The following is a 14,253-nucleotide window of genomic DNA, read 5'->3' on the forward strand; positions in this document are numbered from 1 at the left end:
TGATGGAACAAAATGTAGTAGTTCAATCGAAAGAACAACTGGGAAAGTTAAAACAGTGGTTGCGAAAAATTAATCTGTTATTTTTACTGACGGTGATTATTCCGACTTTTTGTTCGTTATTTTATTTTTCTATTTGGGCTTCCGATGTTTATATTTCGGAGTCCAGTTTTATTGTGCGTTCTTCTCGTGCTCAAGCATCGCTCGGAGGTATGGGGGCTTTATTGCAGAGTATCGGTTTTGCTCGTTCGCAAGATGATACTTTTACGGTGCAAGAACTTATGCGTTCGCGTAATGCGTTGACAACATTGGAAAGTGAGTTACCGGTGAGAAAATTTTATGAAGATGAAGGGGATTTTTTCAGCCGTTTTAATCCGTTAGGTTTTTTTAATGAACAGGAATCGTTTTATCAATATTTTCGTAAACATTTGATGATTAATACCAATTCTCTATCTGGTATTGCTACTTTACAGGTTCGTGGTTTTAATGCTGACTCGGCACAACAGATTAATGAAGCATTATTGCATTTGGCGGAAACATTAGTGAATAAACTCAATGATCGTGCACGTAAAGATACAATTACTTTTGCGGAACAATCGGTAAATGAAGCAGAAAAATATTTGTCTGAAACCTCGACAGCCTTAAGCCAATATCGTGTAAAAAATGGGATATTTGATATTGGGGCACAATCTGAATCGATTTTAACTTTAGTACAGAAGTTGCAGGATGAACTGATTGCCATTCAGACGCAACTTGATCAGGTGAGGGCGTTATCTCCGGATAACCCTCAGGTTAAAGTGTTAAAGGCAAGGCAAAAAAGTATTCGTGAAGAAGTGGCACAACAATTGAATCGAGTTTTTGAGGGAAACCATTCATTAACAACACAATCAGCAGAGTATCAGCGTTTAATTTTAGATGAAACCTTGGCAAAACAGCAATTAACGGCGGCAATGTCTGCGTTGCAAAGTGCAAAAGAAGAAGCTGGAAGGCAACAGCTTTATTTGGAAATCATTGCTAAACCTAGCCATCCGGATTTAGCATTGGAACCGCACCGTTTGTACAATATTTTAGCCACCTTTATTCTTGGATTGGTGATTTATGGCGTTTTAACCTTATTATTAGCCGGTGTGAGAGAGCATAAAAACTGATGCAGTACGGTGAGCAAACTTCGTTAAAAGATTCATTTATCATCCAAGGGCGAGTGTTAAAAGCATTGTTGTTACGTGAAATTATCACTCGTTATGGGCGTAAAAATTTTGGCTTTCTGTGGTTATTTGTAGAGCCTTTTTTGATGAGTCTGGTTATTGTGTTGATGTGGCATTTTTTTCGTGCTGATCGCTTTTCGACATTAAACATTGTTGCTTTTGCAATGACGGGTTATCCATTATTAATGATGTGGCGTAATGCTTCTAACCGTGCAATTAGTGGTATTGATTCCAATATTTCATTACTTTATCACCGTAATGTTCGCCCTCTTGATACGCTTTTTTCTCGTATGATTTTGGAGATTGCTGGTGCGACTGTGGCACAAATTGTGATGTTAGTGATTTTAATTGCTATTGATTGGATCGGCTTGCCAAATGATGTGTTGTATATGCTTTTTGCTTGGTTCTTAATGGCACTGTTTGCCATTGGTTTAGGTTTAATTATTTGTGCTATTTCTTATTATTTAGAGTTTTTCGGTAAAATTTGGGGAACATTATCTTTTGTGATGTTTCCTATTTCCGGTGCATTCTTTTTAGTGAATAGTCTGCCAAGCAATCTGCAATCCATTTTACTTTGGTTTCCAATGGTTCACGGCACAGAAATGTTTCGTCACGGTTATTTTGGCCCAAGTGTCGTCACAATGGAATCACCCGGCTACCTTCTTACCTGTGATTTAATGATGCTTTTAATTGGATTATTAATGGTACGCAGTTTTAGTAATAGGATTAATGCAAGATGATTAGTGTAGAACACGTTTATAAAAAATATCAAACACGGACAGGTTTGGTAACCGTATTAAATGATATTAATTTTAGCCTTAACAAAGGAGAAAAAATTGGCATTTTAGGACGCAACGGAGCAGGAAAATCAACATTAATTCGTTTAATGAGTGGTGTTGAAGCTCCAACTTCAGGAATAATTCGACGAGAAATGAGCATTTCTTGGCCATTAGCCTTTAGCGGTGCATTCCAAGGTAGCTTAACGGGAATGGATAATTTACGCTTCATTTGTCGTATTTATAATGCTGATATTAATTATGTTACTGAATTTACGGAATCCTTTTCCGAATTGGGCAATTATTTATATGAGCCCGTAAAAAATTATTCTTCAGGAATGAAAGCACGCTTAGCTTTTGCATTGTCGTTATCCGTTGAGTTTGATTGCTATCTCATTGATGAAGTGATTGCCGTTGGAGATTCTCGTTTTAGTGATAAATGTCGCTATGAACTTTTTGAAAAACGCAAAGATCGTTCCATTATTTTAGTTTCTCATAGTCCAACCGCTATTAGACAATATTGTGATAATGCAAAAGTATTAGATAAAGGAAAATTGTTAGATTTCTCTTCTATTGATGAGGCTTATCAATATTATAATCAGACATAGAGGTTAGATTTTAAAATAAAATAACGTTACTTTCTTGCTTTATCATAAATTTCAATGGCTATAGTTAAGTTCGAAATAAATCAAGGTAACAAGCTGAATACAGTGAAAATAGTACTTTTATGCCAAGTAACGCTGGATGATTTCTAAATTAAACAGCTATAAAATTCACAAAAAGAAAACATCGTACTTTGATCTGCCCCCAAATCCTAGACACCTAGGAAGTTAAATATTGAGCTCTGTATTGCACAGGATTCAAGTTGTTTAATGCGGGTTTCCGTAATTCGTTATAATACGAATATACTCGTACAGTGCCACCTCTAGCTTCGCGACATTGGCAAAGCGATTCGGGTAAAAACATTCTTTTACAATGCTAAAGAAACTCTCTATCACCGCAATAGCAATTTCCCTTACGACTCATACTCTGAATCGCCTTTGGAAAGCCCTTTTTACCCATCAATATTTCTCGACACGCAGACAGTTGATAAAGGCAACCTTGCTCTCTATGAATCATCGGTACTGTGCCAGAAGTTCGCTTTGATAAGGCTTCTTTAAGCATTTTCGAAAAAAGCCCAAAACTTTGTCGCCGTCTGATTTGGTAGGTAATAATCTCACGGCTCACCAAATCCATTATGGGTGAAAGATATAACTTTTCATTCCTAACACGAAATTTGGTCACATCTTAGCCTTAAAGTTTCGAGCTATCAAATTCGGCACGACATAGGCTGTTCTTCCCGTCTTCACAAGTTTTTTGGCTTTCACACAGGAACGAATATTCAGTTGACGCATTCGTTTCAGCACCGTTTTTCCACTTAGATAATACTCTTTCTCGCGTAACTTCGCTCGAATGATGCGGTAACCATTTCGCCCTTGATGTGCCTTAAATATTTTCTGTATTAAGTTATCAATATCATCTAATTTCTTGATTTTTCTTGCATAACAGAAGGTTGCACGAGGTAGCTTCGATACGGAAAGGGGATATTGTGCCCTTAGTCCGCGGACGGTGGCACATTTTTCCGTTTGAGTTTGAGGTCTCTGAGCTCCAAAGACTTTTTAAATAGACATTCTCCGCGCGAAGATATTCAAGTTATTGTAATAAAAGGTTTTTTCATAGATTTTGACGGGCGTTTGGGTAGTTTCGTCGTATTTTTCTTCCGATTAGGCTGGCGAATTAGCCCATTAATACCGTATTCTTTATACGCGTTGCAACCAAATCACAATTTGGGTCTGATTGGAAAGACCACAATATTCCGCCACCTGACGCACACTCATTCCTTGCTCAGAAACTAATGAGATAGTTTGTAGTTTAAGTTATGTTGAATAATGTTTTCCCATAAAAAATCTGCCCTTTAATTCGTGGATAGTGTCCAAATTTTTTTAGGTAAATTACTTTATAAAATAAGGGGCTGTCCTAGATAACAACTAAAAAATCTATTTAGGTTAGAATGAACCAATGAGAAAAAGTCGTCTAAGTCAGCACAAACAAAATAAACTCATTGAGCTATTTGTTGCAGGTGTTACTGCAAGGACAGCAGCAGAGTTAGTCAATGTAAACAAAACGACTGCCGCATATTACTTTCATCGTTTATGCCAACTCATCTATCAAAACAGCCTTCACTTAGAGATGTTTGAAGGTGAAATTGAAGCCGATGAAAGTTATTTTGGCGGTGCTCGCAAAGGCAAACGTGGTCGTGGTGCGGCAGGGAAAATTGCGGTATTCGGGCTTCTCAAGCGCAATGGCAAGGTTTATACCGTTGCGGTTCCAAATACGCAATCTGCCACCTTGTTACCCATTATTCGGGAGCAGGTAAAGCCTGATAGTATTGTTTACACCGATAATTATCGTAGTTATGACGTGCTTGATGTGAGTGAATTTAGTCATTTTCGTATCAATCACAGCACACATTTTGCTGAAAATCATAACCACATTAACGGAATTGAGAATTTTTGGAGCCAAGCAAAACGCCATTTACGCAAATTTAATGGTATCCCAAAAGCGCATTTTGAGCTTTATTTAAAGGAATGTGAATGGCGTTTTAATTACAGCAACATAAAAAGTCAAATTTCTATTTTAAAACAATTGGTTAAAGGGAGTTTAGTCTAGTTATCTAGGACAGCCCCTTTATTTAAGATCATAAATTTACATTTTTATTTAAAATTTTGTGATAAAGCACTTGAAAAGCAAGATTGATGGCGTTATGTTGTAGGCATAGGATTTCATTCAGGTCGGGCGACCGACAATCAACAAGAGGTAAATGCTATGACTCTAAATATCACAAGTAAACAAATGGACATCACCCCCGCTATTCGTTCTCACATCGAAGAAAGACTTGCTAAATTAGGAAAATGGCAAACTCAACTGATTAATCCCCATTTCATTTTAAATAAAGTGCCGAAAGGCTTTGCGGTGGAAGCGTCGATTGGTACGCCGTTTGGTGATTTATTCGCCAGCAGTGAGGCGGAAGATATGTATAAAGCCATTAATGAAGTAGAGGAAAAATTAGAGCGTCAGCTCAATAAATTGCAACATAAAGGAGAATCTCGCCGTGCTGAAGAACGGTTGAAAGATTCATTTAAAGAATAAGTAAGATAGCCCGCGATGTGCGGGCTTTTTTCAACCTTTAAATTTAAAATAAGCTCAATACAAATGCCCGATGTGTAACGATTATTTTGAAATCAAGGGGCAATCATTATAGAATAACGCTCTTTATTATCGTGGTTCGCAACCCTCCCACGCAAAAAAACTAGGACAATTTATGACAACAACCAACATTCACCGCCGTCAAGCGGTGGTTATCTTTTCGGGTGGACAGGATTCCACCACCTGTTTAATTCAAGCCATTGCTGATTATGGCAAGGAAAATGTACAAGCGGTTACCTTTCATTATGGGCAACGCCACGCCATTGAACTCGAAAAAGCCCAATGGATCGCTCAGGATTTAGGCATTAAACAAACCTTGATTGACACCTCCGTGATCAAAGCCATTACCACCAATGCGTTAATGGACGATCACGCTCAAATCAAACAGGCAAAAGGCGAGCTTCCTAACACCTTTGTGGACGGGCGTAACGCCTTATTTTTACTCTATACCGCGATCTATGCCAAAGGGCAGGGCATTTCTGACATTATCACTGGGGTCTGCGAAACGGATTTTAGCGGCTACCCAGATTGTCGCGATGTGTTTATAAAATCAATGAATGTAACGCTCAATCTTGCGATGGATTACAACTTCAACATTCGCACGCCCTTGATGTATCTGACAAAAGCCCAAACTTGGGAACTCGCAGACAGCCTCGGGGCGTTGGACTATATCCGCACGCACACGCATACTTGCTATATGGGCGTAGAGGGCGGCTGCGGCGAATGCCCGAGCTGTATTTTGCGTAACAAAGGGCTAGAAGAATATTTACAACAAAAAAGTGCGGTGCAAAATGTTTAAGGTTTCTAAAGAATTTAGTTTTGATATGGCACATTTGCTTGACGGACACGATGGCAAATGCCAAAACCTACACGGTCATACCTACAAATTACAAGTTGAAGTGCAAGGCGAGCTTCACCCAAGCGGAGCGAAAAAAGGAATGGTGATGGATTTTTCCGATTTGAAAAAGATCGTCAAAGAACAGATCCTCGCTCCAATGGATCACGCCTTTATCTATGACGAAACTAGCGAACGCGAATGTAAAATCGCCCGCTTACTGCAAGAGTTGAACTCCAAAACCTTTGCTATGCCAACGCGAACCACGGCGGAAGAAATGGCACGTTTTATTTTTCAGCGTCTTGAACAGCAAGGGCTGCCGTTGAGTGCCATTCGCTTGTGGGAAACGCCCACTTCATTTTGCGAGTACCGAAAATCCTAATGGCAGCGTTAATTTCTAATCCCCATTACCCCATTGTTGAGATTTTTGAAAGCCTGCAAGGGGAGGGGGCAAACACGGGAATGCCGAGCATTTTTGTGCGTTTTGGCAAGTGCAATTTGGCTTGCCCTTGGTGTGATACGTCGTACAACCAATTCAGCCAATGGTCGTTGCAAGCGATTTTGCAAAAAGTGCGGTCGTTTTCAGCGAAGAATATTATCATCACGGGCGGCGAACCCACAATCCAACCACAGCTTGCGTTATTGCTCGATCAACTCAAAGCGGAAGGCTATTTTTTAGCCATTGAAACCAACGGATTAAAAACCATTCCAACGCAAATCGACTACATCGCCACCAGCCCAAAGCGGGAATACGAAGCGAAATATCGCCAACGTTGCATTTCCCACGCTGATGAAGTTCGTATTGTGGCTGACGGTGATGTGCAAGATTTCTGTGCCTTAATTGAAAGCAAAATCCAAGCCACGCATTACTATCTTTCCCCTTGTGAAATCAATGGCGAGATGAATTTGCTCCACACCATCACCCAATTAGGGCTGCTCAACCAGCGTCTAAACAAACCCAAATGGCAACTGAGTATTCAAACCCATAAGTTGATTGGGATTGAATGAAGTAAGAAAAAGCACTGCACTTTATTTTAGGGGCTGTCCTAGATAACTAGACTAAACTCCCTTTAACCAATTGTTTTAAAATAGAAATTTGACTTTTTATGTTGCTGTAATTAAAACGCCATTCACATTCCTTTAAATAAAGCTCAAAATGCGCTTTTGGGATACCATTAAATTTGCGTAAATGGCTGAAGCCGTCCGCGAAAAATGAGAAAAGCATCCACATAACTTGAGAAAAAAATTTCCCACGTTATGTGGATTTTTTTATGATATTTAAACGCTATTTAAACCGCTTTTAAACGATGCTGAAATAGACCTCCATACCTCCCCAGCTACATTGTTAGCCAGCCAGCTTAATTACCCGCTTATTTCCCCTTTACTCCTCGTCCCCAACGAGCAATGATGCCCCCAACATAAAACAACAGGGACATAAAAATGAAATTTAATACACGAGAATTTATTCAACACTTAACCACCAGACTTGAAAACCATCACGGCTTTAAAAATAGGGAATTTGTGCAAGGGAAACGCCGCTTTCAAGTCCGTCAAGATAGTTATCAAAATGAGCCAACAATTTATTTACTTTATATGCCACAAGGCACGCTGGTTGAACACTCTGAACATTGTCGCCAACGCGTTTCAATCGAGACTAACTTTGACATTGTCGCCCAGCAAATCGCTGACAAAATCGCAAACATTTTAAGAGGGAAATAAGCAATGAAAAAAACAACTGAAAAAACCATCGCAAAAATATTAGAAACCATTGCAAAAGAGGTGGGGGATATTGAAACATTAGAGACCCGAATGAGCGACCATTTAGATTTTTATGATATGGGCGTATGGAATATCAAACGCCTTATGCGTGCGGCTTATGAGGCAGGCTATAAGGCGGGCGTTGAAAAATAGGGGCGTTAGCCCCTTAATTTTTAGAATTTAAACACCAAATTATCCTCATAGCTAACCTGATAGTTTAACGATGTTTGAAGGACTATCCGCTCAGCTCCATCAAAGGCTTGCCAGTTATCCTTTTTTGTCTGCACCATATACGCAATAAACCGCACAAACTCTGACTTAGTGGAGCTAAAGAACACATAAGGCGGTCGCGTTAGGTCAATAAGCTGCAAGAAATCAATCAAATCAAAATAATTTGCCATTTTATAGCTGTTTTGCTTGGTGCAAAGATAAGGCGAGTCTAACACAAACAGGGCTTTAGGGTTGTCGGCAAACTTAGGCAGAAGCTGTTGAAATGGCTCGCTGACTATCTCAAGCCCATCAAGGTAATCCTCTGCACTAGGATAATCAGCCAGCTTTATTCCATTCCAAAATGTCTTGCTAAATAGCTCCTCAAATGAGCTGACTTGTTGCCCACTGAAAAGCAACCAACTTGCAATGGTGTTGAGGTCTTTAAATCCCTTAAAATCATTGATTTTATTGATGATTTCTTGCTTTTTATTGTTATCTAATCGCTTGTTTTTGGGTACAATATCGCCAACAATTTGAAGCAGTTCAGCTCGTAAACGATTTGTATCGCTTATGTGTTTTAACCTGTCGGCATAGCCATCAAAATCATTATAAATCACCCGTGCTTTGGACTTGATACGCTTTGCCACATGGCTTAATAAACCACTTCCTCCAAAAGCATCGACAATCGTCCACCCCTCCCCATCATCAGAAATATGCTCATTTAAAACCTGTTTAAAGGCGTTTAAAAACAGCCGTTTTTGCCCAACGAAAGGCAGTGGTGCTTGTTTATAGTGAGTAGGATTTGTTTGATTTGCCATAATTTATCCTTAAATTATGGCGTTCTGACGCTCAAGGCGTTCGGACACTCTGAGTTGTTTAAGTTGTTTAACGAGTAGGTTTAAATGTGTTTAAGGTTTTACACCGCACACATTTAATTTCTAAATATTGATTATCTTTTGTGCGTGCAAGGAGCTTTTTACAGCACTTGCACCGCATTTCTTGCAAATCTTTTTGCATAAACTTTCTCACTTTACGCGGTTTTGTTACAATCCGCCCGTCTGGTCAGACAAAGCGGTCTCGGGTCTATGCAGGTGCTATCTGCTTAGGCTGATGTGGTAGAGGTCAGAGCCTACCACATCGCCGCTTCTTCTTTTGCTCTAAACGTTTACTTCATTTTGCCCCTCCCAAATAATATCTAACTCATTTGAAATAACCTGATTATCCTCGTCTTTATGGTAAGAGCCATCGGCATTATGCCAATGCACTGCGGGCAGCTCCGAGTCTGTTTGCTCAACCACTAATAGCTTGCCAAATGGGCTTTCATAAACAATTTCAGCGTAATTGCCGTTTCTTAATGTAGATCACCTCTGAAAAATCTGTAGGATATTGCCGCCGTTTCACCTCGCTTTCATAGGCGGTTTTGCAATGGTCTTTGTCGAAAAACAGCCCATTCACCAGCCGAAACCAAAACCGCCAGCGGGCTTTGGGCTTGCTCTCTAACACGGCTCGGCGGTAACAACGGCTGGAAAAGGTTTCATCTGCCCCACCGCCCGTTAAGGCGTTGCAAAGTTGGTCGAGGGCAATCAAAACGTGATAGCCCCACGTTTTAAAGGGATTTTTCTTGCTCATTTTGGTATTCCTCATAGGTTTGCGACCAGCCGATTGACCAGTCATACTCAAGCGGATTTTCCGCTTGTTCTAACAAAATCTTGTGCATATAGGCGTTTTCAAACATTTTTTCTTTGAGCGTTTTCGCCGCGTTCCACACCGCTTTGAATTTGTCAAAATCCAGTGGCTCTGCGGTGTTATCCGCACAAATCAGGGTGAAAATACGCGGCTCGCCGTTTTCTTCCGTTTTGCCGTTTAAGTCAAAATCCGCTTTGATTTCAACCAACGTGGCACGCCCTTTTTCGTCCGTATCCACCCATTTGCCGATTTCTGGTACATATACACCGCCGTTTACGCACGCATCGCGTTTGGCGTTGATTTGTAAGCGGATTTGGTTGCGTTGGTCGGTAAGCAGTTCGGCTTGTTTTTCCGTTGATAATACCCATTCCGCCCCGTTCCAACGGTGATATTCGCTCGGGGCATTGCCTTTATCGATAATGTTTCCATTCACCAGCACGGGATTGATAAAAACCTTTTCGCTCGCTACCGCCGTTTCGCCACGTTGCGCCAAATCTTCCTCGTTCATCCGATTATCGCAACTGTAAAGGAAATCCCCCAATTTATTAAAAACATAAAACATATTTGCTCCTATTTAATTCCAATAACAAGATAGTTGGCTCTACCGTTTGTCCAGGAGCCTACGTCCATACCTCGCCCCTCACCGTGCCAAGCTTGAGCTGTAACTGTTCGCCCTGTAACAAAACAACGTTGATAGTAAGATTTGCTTCTGCCTGATTCCTGAATATCCCATGGTTGTGTCCTTGGATCGTCAAAATTCATTGAGACAAAAAACTTACATTGTCCTTCGCTAAATGATGGAGGTAATGGCAAAGTGGCTCCGTGTTCAACTACACCCGTTAACACCGCCACTTTCCCATTCACCCAACTTTGATAGGCAACCGTCTCACCGCCTTGCTGAACGGTCGGGAACCTCACGTAGCGGTCAGGGTTTTCCTGGTTTGGATAGCGGTAGACAAAATTAAAGCGTGGGTCGGTTGCTGAGGCAGGATTGACTTCCCACTGCCAATAACCACCATCGGGTAGGATGGCACGGATGCGCCCCCAGGTGTTACTTTTAATCTCTACTCGTCCACTGGCAAAATAATTAACAGCCGATAAACTTGCGTTACCTGCGTCGCCTGTTTTTTTGTAAGTGCTGTCAGACTGAAAATGAAAGGTGTTGCTGTTGTCATCGTGCCAAATACCATCAATATTCTTGCTATTGATAAAATCTTTTGTATCTGCACTAAATCCCAGCATGTTATTATTAAGGTTAATGTCACCTCTAAATATCCCTCCTAACTCGGTCATAATCTGTTTTTGTCCGAGATAAGTGCCATTTGCGTCAAATGCCGTGGTAAATATATCCCAAGCCTGATTGCCGTTATAACTACCATAACTAAAACCAATCCCTCTTGCGTGGGCGTTGGTGGTGTAGGATGGGTGTGTGATGTGCACCATCAAACTGGCAAGCGGCAGGTTGTTAAGTTTATCGCCGTTTGGTCGGTAAAAACCGCTGTAGGCATAACCCTCTGCCTTGGTGTAATCAATGGTCTTTTGGCGTATCTCACTCTTATCATCAGCACTCATTACCCAATTTGTCCAATTGCCGCCGACTTTACGACGGTTGAAAACTTGGCACGAATGAAACGTGGTAAACCGCTGAAAATATCCGTTGCCAAAGACCTCTAAAGCCCCATCACCTCTCTCAACGGGGTAATTTTTTGCTAGCGTTGCTTTAGACGAGCCAACAATATAATAATTGCCGTCTGTGGTTATCTCATCAAGATTTTGGTCAGCACCGATGGGGGTAGTCAAATTATCCAGTCTCACCCAGCCATTCGCCCAATTGTTGTTGCTTTTAAGGCGTTTAAACATCTTACCGTTAGAGGCAAAATAGATTTGCTCATCTGCTGACAGTACAAGCAACACCCCGGATTGTTCTTCGGGATAATTGTTATTTGGCGTGTTGCGATAAGTTGAGTTGTGATAGATGCCTTTTACAGTGATGTCATTGAGATTATCGCTTGCGGTCAAGGCACGTTGGGCAAAATCCGCAATCTTATAGCCTGCTAAGGTTGTGGCTGGTGATTGTTTGCTTTCAGCCAAATTGTAAGCACTTTCGGCTTTATCAAACGCCGTTTTCACCGCCAACGCACTTGCCCCAAACACGCTTGATGCCATATTAATGCTATCAGTAAGTTGGATCAGCCCTTTTTGCGTAGTTGAGCCTTGCGGAAGGCTATGTGTATGTCCATCACTTTCCACGGCTTCGGTTGTAGTAGCACTTAATGGCTTAGGTCGCCCTTGCTGTTTTGTCGTTTCTAGCTGATTTTTAAGCCAAGAGGTACGGTTAGCCAGCTGTTTAATAGGTTTGTTGGTGATACCATCTTCACCACCATGTACAGGGTCATTTTCCTCAATTTGATAAATGCCTTTTTCCCATTTTTCTTGCTCTGTTAGATTTGCCATTTCCTATCCTTAAATTATCTTTAAATGCAGTTTAAATAGACATTAAAATTATGCTGAGCCATGATTGTATGCCCCGTTATAAGTCGCTTTGTTGTTATAGCGAATGGGCGTTGCTTTATAATCCAGCACAGCCAAAATGCAACGTGCGGGGGCAAAATTCAGCAATACTTTGCGAATTTCTGCTGATTGTTCGTTCGTGATGGGTTGATTTAAGCGGATAGCATAAGCCGCCCAACGTTCGTCTTGCGGTATGCGAGTCACTTCTTGGTGAGAGTCATAATTTCGGGCTTTTAATCCCTCATCTATTTCAATTTCGCCAAAACCTAATTGACGCAACACGTCACGAATTGCCCAAGGAGTGCCTTTATAACGATGCAGTTTTACCGCATTGCGGACAAGCTGACGTTTAGAGCTTTCGCTTTCTGCCACAAATAAGCCGTCATAACCTGTGACACTCCATTTTTCCGCTAAAAGCTCTATCCATTTATCATCAAGCAATTCTACAAGGCTGGTCATAATTTGACGTTTTGCTTGCAAATCTAATTTCTTACCTAGCTCTGCAAGTGCGGTATATTTTTCAGAGGTTTTTATGATGCTCGGATATTGTAGTTTAGCCATTTTGTCGTACCCCATTGATATTTAGGGTTATTTTGGTGCAGTTCGCCCATTCGGTCGCATTGAGGATCATTTTGGTCGGCTGTTGAATAGCTACGTCATACACGCCCTCAACGCGTAACACCTGCATTAATGCAGAGGGGACAACATCCATACCGAGTTTTTTAGTACGTTTCGCTAAATAATCCTGCAAGGCATCAAGAGCTTTGGTTTTCACAATATCTTCACGATACCCCTCAAGTAAGGTAAGTTCTGCCACGATTTGGTAGCTTTGCACAATCGGATCTTTGACAATAACTACATCACAAAGCGGACGGCGATGCTCTGGACTTAAAGCGTCTATAATCGCCTGTTTAAGTCGTTCATCAGGCACACCTGTTACGGTAAGTGGGTAGATATTTACCTTACCTCCTCCACCATTAATCACCTGTACATCGACAATTGCTTGTGATACTGTGCGAGTATGGTATTGATAAGCCGCAATAGAACCGCAAGTGCTAAAGGCTTCAGGTGCTTGCAAAATACGCTCACGGTAAGCCTCATCATCTTCTTCGGCAATGCCACCGCTTGTCGTATCAATATTGCTAACCATAATGGTTTTATCGGTATTTAATGGCTGTTTTAATTGTTTTACCCGCCCAATTTCCCAACCATTGCCAATAGAGCCTGTTTTATTGGCTTCTGCTTCAATTTCTACATAACTAATTAACGGGGTGATGACATCATCGGCAAGGGTGATAAAACTGAGTTCTGGAGTAACTACCACTTCTGTGCCTTTCGGTACTAAAATACTGCTGTGTTCACCCTCTACACTAAAACGCAACACACAACGAGCTGCCTTATCACGCAGACGGTAACAGCCAAAAGGTTCACCACATAAATCCAACGCTAGTCCTACTGCAAATTGTGGAAAGGTTTGTAAGAATGCCTCATTAATCCCTTTGCGTACCAATAATTCTCGGTAAGCATAGGTTTGAATAATTGAACGCTCAATATGAGCAGGTTGTAAGGTTTTGCCTGTACGTTGTTCATAATCTACAATGGCATCACTTAAAATTTGTTTCACGTCCTCATGGACAATTTTCACATCGTCTTTTTGCCAACTCATAACTTCACCGCCGTTTGATAAATTTCTCGATATATTTCGTCTTTTAAATGCCACTCAATTAGACATTCAAAATGAGGAGCTTCACCAGTGATATTAACTCGTTCAACCCTGATACGAGGTTCCCATTGTACTAAGGCGTAGCTTATTTCACGCACGATATGAGGGACAGCAATGTCTTCAGGCTGATCTAAATAATTGAAATGATCGCTGCCAAAGTGCGGTCGCAAAATATCCGAACCTTTAATTGTATTGAGAATATTGGAAATGCACTGATGAATATCTTCAATTCCTTGTAAAGGCTGTGGATTGTCTAATTCAGGGGCAAGTTGCCAATGAGTAGTTAATTGTGTATTCATAGCCCTG

At 41.0% G+C, this 14,253-nt stretch carries 22 protein-coding genes, 1 pseudogene and 1 riboswitch; of the genes and pseudogenes, 10 read left to right on the plus strand and 13 right to left on the minus strand.

Annotated features, from left to right (window positions below):
• Positions 1 to 2 precede the first annotated feature (2 nt).
• The 3 genes from DXZ23_RS11465 to DXZ23_RS11475 are packed head-to-tail and all read left to right on the plus strand — an operon-like array spanning position 3 to position 2,586.
• Complete coding sequence (locus tag DXZ23_RS11465; protein ID WP_017807032.1) at positions 3 to 1,145, plus strand: hypothetical protein; 1,143 nt, start codon at positions 3 to 5, stop codon at positions 1,143 to 1,145.
• A complete protein-coding gene (locus DXZ23_RS11470; RefSeq protein WP_017807031.1) occupies positions 1,145 to 1,942 on the plus strand; it encodes an ABC transporter permease in 798 nt (265 codons plus the stop codon). Before DXZ23_RS11465 ends, DXZ23_RS11470 begins: the two co-directional genes overlap by 1 nt.
• Entirely contained in the window at positions 1,939 to 2,586 is a 648-nt protein-coding gene (locus tag DXZ23_RS11475) for an ABC transporter ATP-binding protein (protein ID WP_017807030.1), read from the plus strand. The genes DXZ23_RS11470 and DXZ23_RS11475 overlap by 4 nt, the downstream gene beginning before the upstream one ends.
• A 261-nt stretch (positions 2,587 to 2,847) precedes the next feature.
• Here the strand turns inward: DXZ23_RS11475 and DXZ23_RS16160 are convergent, their stop codons facing one another.
• Genes DXZ23_RS16160 through DXZ23_RS16170 form a run of 3 tightly spaced genes read right to left on the minus strand, consistent with a single transcriptional unit; the run spans position 2,848 to position 3,510 of the window.
• Positions 2,848 to 2,976: an IS3 family transposase gene (locus DXZ23_RS16160; protein ID WP_165381620.1), complete on the minus strand. Its 129-nt coding sequence runs from the start codon at positions 2,974 to 2,976 to the stop codon at positions 2,848 to 2,850.
• Positions 2,957 to 3,262 carry a hypothetical protein gene (locus tag DXZ23_RS16165; RefSeq protein ID WP_103846622.1) on the minus strand — a complete coding sequence of 102 codons (306 nt, stop codon included), beginning with the start codon at positions 3,260 to 3,262 and terminating at the stop codon, positions 2,957 to 2,959. Before DXZ23_RS16165 ends, DXZ23_RS16160 begins: the two co-directional genes overlap by 20 nt.
• Positions 3,259 to 3,510 (minus strand): IS3 family transposase, encoded by a 252-nt coding sequence (locus DXZ23_RS16170; protein ID WP_103846621.1) that lies wholly within the window; start codon positions 3,508 to 3,510, stop codon positions 3,259 to 3,261. Before DXZ23_RS16170 ends, DXZ23_RS16165 begins: the two co-directional genes overlap by 4 nt.
• Positions 3,511 to 4,036: 526 nt before the next feature.
• On the opposite strand from DXZ23_RS16170, the gene DXZ23_RS11495 reads away from it, so the two are divergent.
• The 5 genes from DXZ23_RS11495 (at position 4,037) to DXZ23_RS11515 (ending at position 7,067) form a co-directional block, all read left to right on the plus strand.
• Positions 4,037 to 4,687, plus strand: coding sequence for an IS1595-like element ISHpa1 family transposase (locus DXZ23_RS11495; protein WP_017805439.1), 651 nt, complete (start codon positions 4,037 to 4,039; stop codon positions 4,685 to 4,687).
• Positions 4,688 to 4,843: 156 nt separating this feature from the next.
• A complete protein-coding gene (raiA, locus tag DXZ23_RS11500; protein WP_017807029.1) occupies positions 4,844 to 5,167 on the plus strand; it encodes a ribosome-associated translation inhibitor RaiA in 324 nt (107 codons plus the stop codon).
• 125 nt (positions 5,168 to 5,292) lie between these two features.
• Positions 5,293 to 5,337: riboswitch (PreQ1 riboswitch) on the plus strand.
• Positions 5,338 to 5,339: 2 nt separating this feature from the next.
• A complete protein-coding gene (queC, locus tag DXZ23_RS11505) occupies positions 5,340 to 6,023 on the plus strand; it encodes a 7-cyano-7-deazaguanine synthase QueC (RefSeq protein WP_017807028.1) in 684 nt (227 codons plus the stop codon).
• A complete protein-coding gene (gene queD, locus DXZ23_RS11510; RefSeq protein WP_017807027.1) occupies positions 6,016 to 6,441 on the plus strand; it encodes a 6-carboxytetrahydropterin synthase QueD in 426 nt (141 codons plus the stop codon). Before queC ends, queD begins: the two co-directional genes overlap by 8 nt.
• A complete protein-coding gene (locus DXZ23_RS11515) occupies positions 6,441 to 7,067 on the plus strand; it encodes a 7-carboxy-7-deazaguanine synthase QueE (RefSeq protein WP_035695977.1) in 627 nt (208 codons plus the stop codon). Before queD ends, DXZ23_RS11515 begins: the two co-directional genes overlap by 1 nt.
• Positions 7,068 to 7,113: 46 nt before the next feature.
• Here the strand turns inward: DXZ23_RS11515 and DXZ23_RS11520 are convergent.
• Positions 7,114 to 7,254 (minus strand): annotated as a pseudogene (locus tag DXZ23_RS11520) (IS1595 family transposase); the annotation flags it as partial.
• Positions 7,255 to 7,499: 245 nt separating this feature from the next.
• On the opposite strand from DXZ23_RS11520, the gene DXZ23_RS11525 reads away from it, so the two are divergent.
• Positions 7,500 to 7,778 carry a hypothetical protein gene (locus tag DXZ23_RS11525; protein ID WP_021723691.1) on the plus strand — a complete coding sequence of 93 codons (279 nt, stop codon included), beginning with the start codon at positions 7,500 to 7,502 and terminating at the stop codon, positions 7,776 to 7,778.
• A 3-nt stretch (positions 7,779 to 7,781) separates the two neighbouring features.
• Positions 7,782 to 7,970, plus strand: coding sequence for a DUF6900 domain-containing protein (locus DXZ23_RS11530; RefSeq protein WP_114995512.1), 189 nt, complete (start codon positions 7,782 to 7,784; stop codon positions 7,968 to 7,970).
• Between the two features lie 20 nt (positions 7,971 to 7,990).
• Here DXZ23_RS11530 and DXZ23_RS11535 read toward each other — a convergent pair whose 3' ends face one another.
• The 9 genes from DXZ23_RS11535 to DXZ23_RS11565 form a co-directional block, all read right to left on the minus strand.
• Positions 7,991 to 8,845 carry a hypothetical protein gene (locus tag DXZ23_RS11535; RefSeq protein ID WP_114995514.1) on the minus strand — a complete coding sequence of 285 codons (855 nt, stop codon included), beginning with the start codon at positions 8,843 to 8,845 and terminating at the stop codon, positions 7,991 to 7,993.
• A 67-nt stretch (positions 8,846 to 8,912) separates the two neighbouring features.
• Complete coding sequence (locus DXZ23_RS11540) at positions 8,913 to 9,044, minus strand: Com family DNA-binding transcriptional regulator (RefSeq protein WP_080744072.1); 132 nt, start codon at positions 9,042 to 9,044, stop codon at positions 8,913 to 8,915.
• Between the two features lie 140 nt (positions 9,045 to 9,184).
• Positions 9,185 to 9,325, minus strand: coding sequence for a hypothetical protein (locus tag DXZ23_RS15500; protein WP_172457178.1), 141 nt, complete (start codon positions 9,323 to 9,325; stop codon positions 9,185 to 9,187).
• A 34-nt stretch (positions 9,326 to 9,359) separates the two neighbouring features.
• Positions 9,360 to 9,656, minus strand: a complete 297-nt coding sequence (locus DXZ23_RS15505; protein ID WP_035695581.1) for a hypothetical protein — start codon at positions 9,654 to 9,656, stop codon at positions 9,360 to 9,362.
• The gene (locus DXZ23_RS15510; RefSeq protein ID WP_051185281.1) at positions 9,634 to 10,275 is read right to left on the minus strand and encodes a DUF4376 domain-containing protein; all 642 of its coding nucleotides are present in this window, start codon (positions 10,273 to 10,275) and stop codon (positions 9,634 to 9,636) included. Before DXZ23_RS15510 ends, DXZ23_RS15505 begins: the two co-directional genes overlap by 23 nt.
• Before the next feature lie 8 nt (positions 10,276 to 10,283).
• A complete protein-coding gene (locus DXZ23_RS11550) occupies positions 10,284 to 12,167 on the minus strand; it encodes a pyocin knob domain-containing protein (RefSeq protein WP_021723695.1) in 1,884 nt (627 codons plus the stop codon).
• A 48-nt stretch (positions 12,168 to 12,215) separates the two neighbouring features.
• Complete coding sequence (locus DXZ23_RS11555) at positions 12,216 to 12,785, minus strand: phage tail protein (protein ID WP_017807532.1); 570 nt, start codon at positions 12,783 to 12,785, stop codon at positions 12,216 to 12,218.
• On the minus strand, positions 12,778 to 13,890 hold the full coding sequence (locus DXZ23_RS11560) for a baseplate assembly protein (protein WP_035695582.1): 1,113 nt from the start codon (positions 13,888 to 13,890) through the stop codon (positions 12,778 to 12,780). The genes DXZ23_RS11555 and DXZ23_RS11560 overlap by 8 nt, the downstream gene beginning before the upstream one ends.
• Complete coding sequence (locus DXZ23_RS11565; RefSeq protein ID WP_021723698.1) at positions 13,887 to 14,246, minus strand: GPW/gp25 family protein; 360 nt, start codon at positions 14,244 to 14,246, stop codon at positions 13,887 to 13,889. The genes DXZ23_RS11560 and DXZ23_RS11565 overlap by 4 nt, the downstream gene beginning before the upstream one ends.
• Between the last annotated feature and the right edge of the window lie 7 nt (positions 14,247 to 14,253).

Source organism: Avibacterium paragallinarum, assembly GCF_900450705.1.
Classification (GTDB): Bacteria; Pseudomonadota; Gammaproteobacteria; order Enterobacterales; family Pasteurellaceae; genus Avibacterium; species Avibacterium paragallinarum.

Excerpts from the sequence above, each read along its gene's own strand:
- DXZ23_RS11465 (WP_017807032.1), top strand. The coding sequence starts at position 3 with ATGGAACAAAATGTAGTAGTTCAATCGAAAGAACAACTGGGAAAGTTA.
- DXZ23_RS11470 (WP_017807031.1), top strand. The coding sequence starts at position 1,145 with ATGCAGTACGGTGAGCAAACTTCGTTAAAAGATTCATTTATCATCCAA.
- DXZ23_RS11475 (WP_017807030.1), top strand. The coding sequence starts at position 1,939 with ATGATTAGTGTAGAACACGTTTATAAAAAATATCAAACACGGACAGGT.
- DXZ23_RS11495 (WP_017805439.1), top strand. The coding sequence starts at position 4,037 with ATGAGAAAAAGTCGTCTAAGTCAGCACAAACAAAATAAACTCATTGAG.
- raiA (WP_017807029.1), top strand. The coding sequence starts at position 4,844 with ATGACTCTAAATATCACAAGTAAACAAATGGACATCACCCCCGCTATT.
- queC (WP_017807028.1), top strand. The coding sequence starts at position 5,340 with ATGACAACAACCAACATTCACCGCCGTCAAGCGGTGGTTATCTTTTCG.
- queD (WP_017807027.1), top strand. The coding sequence starts at position 6,016 with ATGTTTAAGGTTTCTAAAGAATTTAGTTTTGATATGGCACATTTGCTT.
- DXZ23_RS11515 (WP_035695977.1), top strand. The coding sequence starts at position 6,441 with ATGGCAGCGTTAATTTCTAATCCCCATTACCCCATTGTTGAGATTTTT.
- DXZ23_RS11525 (WP_021723691.1), top strand. The coding sequence starts at position 7,500 with ATGAAATTTAATACACGAGAATTTATTCAACACTTAACCACCAGACTT.
- DXZ23_RS11530 (WP_114995512.1), top strand. The coding sequence starts at position 7,782 with ATGAAAAAAACAACTGAAAAAACCATCGCAAAAATATTAGAAACCATT.
- DXZ23_RS11535 (WP_114995514.1), bottom strand. The coding sequence starts at position 8,845 with ATGGCAAATCAAACAAATCCTACTCACTATAAACAAGCACCACTGCCT.
- DXZ23_RS11540 (WP_080744072.1), bottom strand. The coding sequence starts at position 9,044 with ATGCAAAAAGATTTGCAAGAAATGCGGTGCAAGTGCTGTAAAAAGCTC.
- DXZ23_RS15505 (WP_035695581.1), bottom strand. The coding sequence starts at position 9,656 with ATGAGCAAGAAAAATCCCTTTAAAACGTGGGGCTATCACGTTTTGATT.
- DXZ23_RS15510 (WP_051185281.1), bottom strand. The coding sequence starts at position 10,275 with ATGTTTTATGTTTTTAATAAATTGGGGGATTTCCTTTACAGTTGCGAT.
- DXZ23_RS11550 (WP_021723695.1), bottom strand. The coding sequence starts at position 12,167 with ATGGCAAATCTAACAGAGCAAGAAAAATGGGAAAAAGGCATTTATCAA.
- DXZ23_RS11555 (WP_017807532.1), bottom strand. The coding sequence starts at position 12,785 with ATGGCTAAACTACAATATCCGAGCATCATAAAAACCTCTGAAAAATAT.
- DXZ23_RS11560 (WP_035695582.1), bottom strand. The coding sequence starts at position 13,890 with ATGAGTTGGCAAAAAGACGATGTGAAAATTGTCCATGAGGACGTGAAA.
- DXZ23_RS11565 (WP_021723698.1), bottom strand. The coding sequence starts at position 14,246 with ATGAATACACAATTAACTACTCATTGGCAACTTGCCCCTGAATTAGAC.